General features: G+C 72.8%; 5 protein-coding genes. 3 read left to right on the top strand and 2 right to left on the bottom strand.

The window, feature by feature from the left end:
• Positions 1 to 163 precede the first annotated feature (163 nt).
• Positions 164 to 586, bottom strand: a complete 423-nt coding sequence (locus EIO00_RS23760; RefSeq protein ID WP_140182642.1) for a ribulose bisphosphate carboxylase small subunit — start codon at positions 584 to 586, stop codon at positions 164 to 166.
• Positions 586 to 2034, bottom strand: a complete 1449-nt coding sequence (locus EIO00_RS23755; protein WP_140182635.1) for a form I ribulose bisphosphate carboxylase large subunit — start codon at positions 2032 to 2034, stop codon at positions 586 to 588. The genes EIO00_RS23760 and EIO00_RS23755 overlap by 1 nt, the downstream gene beginning before the upstream one ends.
• Before the next feature lie 168 nt (positions 2035 to 2202).
• Between EIO00_RS23755 and EIO00_RS23750 the strand changes: the two genes are divergently transcribed.
• The 3 genes from EIO00_RS23750 to EIO00_RS23740 form a co-directional block, all read left to right on the top strand.
• On the top strand, positions 2203 to 3069 hold the full coding sequence (locus EIO00_RS23750; protein WP_140182633.1) for a LysR substrate-binding domain-containing protein: 867 nt from the start codon (positions 2203 to 2205) through the stop codon (positions 3067 to 3069).
• 56 nt (positions 3070 to 3125) lie between these two features.
• On the top strand, positions 3126 to 4307 hold the full coding sequence (locus EIO00_RS23745; protein ID WP_140182630.1) for a saccharopine dehydrogenase family protein: 1182 nt from the start codon (positions 3126 to 3128) through the stop codon (positions 4305 to 4307).
• Positions 4308 to 4433: 126 nt separating this feature from the next.
• The coding region (locus tag EIO00_RS23740; RefSeq protein ID WP_140182628.1) for a hypothetical protein at positions 4434 to 4876 on the top strand (443 nt) is incomplete at its 3' end.

The following is a 4876-nucleotide window of genomic DNA, read 5'->3' as shown; positions in this document are numbered from 1 at the left end:
CGCGCCGCACGCGCCCCGCGGGCCCGCGGCGGGCTCGTCGCGGGCGGGGCCGCCGGTCTCGGCCGGCCGCTTTCCGCGGCGGTCCCGCAGGTCCATCGGGCGGGGGCGCCCCGCGCCGCGGCCGGCCAGGCGTGAGAGGAACCGGCCGCGGCGCGGGCGTCCGTCACGACCGGTAGCGTTCGCCGGCGGGCCGGTCTGCGGCATAGGGGTGCAGGCTGACGCGGACGCGGCGATCGCTGGTCTCCTGGCGGTCGAGACGGAAGCCCGGCTCGGACGACGGGCGCTGCACGATGAACGACAGCGCCGTGGTCTGCCGCCCGTACCTGCTGTCGTAGGCGTTCAGCCGGATGTAGTGGTCGGGGTAGGCCTTGCGGCACTCATTGATCTCGTGCAGCACGCCGGCCGGGTCGGTGAGGTCGAACATCGGCAGGCCCCACATCTCCCAGTAGGAGTTGCGCGGGTGCGGGTCGTCGGTGAACTCCACCGCGCAGGACCAGCCGTTGTCCAGGGCGTAGGCGATCTGCGCCGTGATCTCCTCGTCGGTCAGGTCGGGCAGGTAGGAGAAGGTTCCTTGGGTGATCCGCATCAGATGCTCACCGGGGTGGGGACGACGTCGGGGGTGTCGGTGGACTCGAAGGCGAAGGTGACCTCGCCCCAGGTGGACAGGGCGACGTCGAGCTCGCGGCTGTGCCGGGCGGCGGCCCGCAGGACGTCCGGGCCCTCCTTGAGCAGGTCGCGCCCTTCGTTGCGGGCCTTGACCATGGCCTCCAGGGCGACCCGGTTGGCGGTGGCGCCGGCGGCGATGCCCATGGGGTGGCCGATGGTGCCGCCGCCGAACTGCAGCACCACGTCCTCGCCGAGGTGGTGCAGGAGCTGGTGCATCTGCCCGGCGTGGATGCCGCCGGAGGCCACCGGCATGACCGCGGGCAGCGAGGCCCACTCCTGGTCGAAGTACAGGCCCTTGACGGGGTCGGCGGCGACCTTGTCCAGCCGCAGGGTGTCGTAGAAGCCGGCGACGGAGTTGGGGTCGCCCTCGAGCTTGCCGACGACCGTCCCGGCGTGGAGGTGGTCGACGCCCGCCAGCCGCATCCACTTGGCGATGACCCGGAACGAGACGCCGTGGGTCTTCTGCCGGGTGTAGGTGGAGTGGCCGGCGCGGTGCAGGTGCAGCAGGACGCCGTTGCGCCGCGCCCACTTGGCCATGGACTGGATGGCGGTGTAGCCGACGGTGAGGTCGATCATGACGATGACGCTGCCGAGCTCCTTGGCGAACTCGGCGCGCTCGTACATGTCCTCCATCGTGGCGGCGGTGACGTTGAGGTAGTGGCCCTTGATCTCGCCGGTGGCGGCCTGGGCCTTGTTGACCGCCTCCATGCAGTACAGGAAGCGGTCGCGCCAGCGCATGAACGGCTGGGAGTTGATGTTCTCGTCGTCCTTGGTGAAGTCCAGGCCGCCGCGCAGGGCCTCGTAGACGACGCGGCCGTAGTTGCGGGCCGACAGCCCGAGCTTGGGCTTGACGGTGGCGCCGAGCAGGGGCCTGCCGTACTTGCCCAGGTACTCGCGTTCCATGACGACGCCGTGCGGGGGCCCCTGGAAGGTCTTGACGTAGTGCGGCGGGATCCGCATGTCCTCCAGCCGCAGCGCCTTGAGGGCCTTGAAGCCGAAGACGTTCCCGATGATCGAGGAGGTCAGGTTGGCGATCGAGCCCTCCTCGAACAGGTCCAGGTCGTAGGCGATGTAGGCGATGAACTCGCCCTCCCGCCCCGGCACCGGCTCGACCCGGTAGCACTTGCCCTGGTAGGTCTCGTAGCTGGTGAGCCGGTCGGTCCACACCACCGTCCAGGTGGCGGTGGAGGACTCTCCGGCGACCGCCGCCCCGGCCTCCTCCGGCGGCACGCCCGGCTGCGGGGTGACCCGGAACGCCGCCAGGATGTCGCTGTCCTTGGGCTGGTAGTCGGGCCTCCAGTAGCCCATCTCCGCGTACGGGATCACACCCGCCGACCAGCGCCCGCCCGATGTGCCGTTCTCCGTCATCACGTGCTCCCGTGCGCCTGTTCCGCCGAGGGGACGGGACGGTCCGCCGCGACCGGGGCACCGGAGCGCGCCGGGCGGACCGTCCCGTGGTGGACGGATCCAGGGTGCGGGAGCGATACTTGGCATGTCCATCAAGTGTTTTGCGTCGACTATCAAGCGAAAGCTCAAGTGACTGAGGGGCGACTGCGCACGTTCGTGGCGCTGGCCGACACCGGATCGGTGCGGGCGGCGGCCGAACGGCTGTATGTGACCGAGTCGGCGGTGTCGGCGGCGGTGGCCGCGCTGTCCCGCGAGCTGGGCGTCGCGGTGATCGAACGGCACGGCCGCGGGGTGCGGCTGACCCCGGCGGGCGAGGTGTACGCCGGCTACGCCCGGCGGGTGCTGGGGCTGCTGGAGGAGGGCCGGGCGGCGGCGCGCGGCGAGGCCGACCCGGGCCGGGGGTCGCTGCGGCTGGCGGCGGTGACCACGGCGGCCGACCAGATCCTGCCCGCCCTGCTGGCCGGGTTCCGGCGGCGGTGGCCCGAGGTGGAGCTGACGTTGGAGGTGGGGCCGAGCCGGCAGGTGTGGCGCCGGCTGGCCGACCACGAGGCGGACCTGGTGCTGGGCGGGCGACCGCCGGCGGGGACTCCGGCGACGGTGCTGGCGATCCGGCCGAACGAGCTGGTGGTGGTGACCGCTCCCGGGGTGGAGTTCGACCTGCGCACCACGCCGTGGGTGATGCGGGAGCCGGGGTCGGGCACCCGCGCCGCCGCGGAGGCGTACCTGGCCGAGCGGGACGTGGACCCGCCGCAGCTGGTGCTGGGCTCCAACGGCGCGGTGATCGCGGGAGCGGCGGCGGGCCTGGGGGCGGCGCTGGTGTCGCGGGACGCGGTGCGGGCGGAGCTGGCCGACGGGCGGCTGGTGGTGATCGACGCGCCGGGGACCCCGCTGCACCGGCCCTGGCACGCGGTGGCGGGCGCGACGCCGACCGCGACGACCCGGTTGTTCGTCGAGCATCTGCTCCAGGCGCCGGGCTGGAGGCCGCCCGACCCGTGACCGGTCGTCACCGGTAGCATCGCGATCACGACTGCAGTGGAGGAGGGCGAGACTCCATGGCCGGTGACCGCACCTATGACTTCGTCCTGTTCGGCGCGACCGGCTTCACCGGCGGGCTGACCGCCGAATACCTGGCCGAGCACGCCCCGCCGGGCGCCCGCTGGGCGCTGGCGGGCCGCAACCGGGCCAAGCTGGAGGCCGTCCGGGAACGGCTCGCCGCCGTCAACGAGGCGTGCGCGGACCTGCCGCTGCTGCACGCCGACGCCGCCGACGCGGGCGCGCTGCGCGAGATCGCCGAATCCGCCAAGGTCGTCGTCACCACGGTCGGCCCGTATCTGAAGCACGGGGAGCCGCTGGTGGCCGCGTGCGCCCGGGCGGGGACCGACTATGCGGACCTGACCGGCGAGCCGTCGTTCGTGGACCTGATGTACCTGCGGTACCACGAGGAGGCGGTGCGGACCGGGGCGCGGCTGGTGCACGCCTGCGGGTTCGACTCCATCCCCCACGACCTGGGGGCGTACTTCACCGTCAAGCAGCTCCCCGAGGGCTCGCCGCTGCGGGTGGAGGGGTTCCTGCGCCTCCGCGGCGACCTGTCCGGCGGCACCCTGCACTCGGCCGTCGGCATGATGGAGGACATGCGCGCGATGCAGCGGCTGGCGGCAGAGCGCGACCGCGTGGAGCGGCGCCCGGCGGGCCGCCGCATCCGGGTCTCGCGCCGCCCGGTGCCGCACACCAGGATCGGCGGATACGCGCTGCCGCTGCCGACGATCGACCCGCTGATCGTGACCCGTTCGGCCGCCGCCCTGGACCGGTACGGCCCCGACTTCTCCTACGGCCACTATCTGGCGGTCCGGCGGCCGACCACGGCCGCGGCCGTGATCGCCGGATCGGCCGCCATGATGGCGCTGGCCAAGCTCCCGCAGACCCGTTCCCTGCTGCTCAAGTACCGCTCCCCCGGCGAGGGGCCCGGACCGGAGCAGCGCGCCCGGCACTGGTTCAAGGTCACGTTCGTCGGCGAGGTCACCGAGGGCGTGAACGCCGGGCGGCGGGTGGTCACCGAGGTCTCCGGGGGCGACCCCGGCTACGGGGAGACCGCCAAGATGCTGGCGGAGTCGGCGCTGTGCCTGGCCTATGACGACCTGCCGCAGACCGCGGGCCAGGTGACGACCGCGGTGGCGATGGGCGATGCGCTGATCGACCGGTTGGTGAAGGCGGGGATCTCCTTCCGGGTTCTGTGATCTTCATCCCGCCGATCATGGAACCTCGCGCGCGGCGGCGGGGTCTCACCTGCGTTCGGGGCGGCGGGCGGCCGCGCGCCGCCCGCCGTGCCGTGATGAGGTCTTCATGAAAAGCGCAGGTGCCCGGTGAGTGATCTGTTCAATTCGCCGCTGCTGTGGGTGGAGCAACCGCTGCGGGTCCCCGTGGCCAAGTCCCGGTACAAGGTGCTGAACGGCGACGGCGCCGTGATCGCCAAGGCCGCCGAGCAGGGGGTCTCGCTGGCGCGGGGTGCGCTGCGGGCCGTGTCCGGCGGCGCCATCCGGCGTCGAGTGGAGGTGCGCGGACCGGACGACGCGGCGCTGCTGCTGATCGAGGCCCGCACCGAGGGCAATGCGTTCGTGTCCTGGCCGAACGGGGCGCGGGTCGGCTCGTTCGAGTTCGCCAAACGAGAGCTGTACCACAGCCGCGCGATCCTCGACCACGCCGGACGGCGGGTGGGCCTGCTCAAAGCCGGCAAGGTGGGCCGCCGCTATGAGGTGATCGACGCCTACGGCACGCCGATCGCCCAGATCGACAAGAAGTGGACCGG

The organism is Thermomonospora catenispora (assembly GCF_006363815.1).
Taxonomy (GTDB): Bacteria; Actinomycetota; Actinomycetes; order Streptosporangiales; family Streptosporangiaceae; genus Thermomonospora; species Thermomonospora catenispora.
The sequence above is the reverse complement of the archived record's forward strand: the minus strand, read 5'-3'. Positions and strand labels throughout refer to the sequence as shown.

What these genes read in the sequence shown, in the direction of transcription:
- EIO00_RS23745 (WP_140182630.1), top strand. Translation starts at nt 3,126, where the DNA reads ATGGCCGGTGACCGCACCTATGACTTCGTCCTGTTCGGCGCGACCGGC.
- EIO00_RS23760 (WP_140182642.1), bottom strand. Translation starts at nt 586, where the DNA reads ATGCGGATCACCCAAGGAACCTTCTCCTACCTGCCCGACCTGACCGAC.
- EIO00_RS23755 (WP_140182635.1), bottom strand. Translation starts at nt 2,034, where the DNA reads ATGACGGAGAACGGCACATCGGGCGGGCGCTGGTCGGCGGGTGTGATC.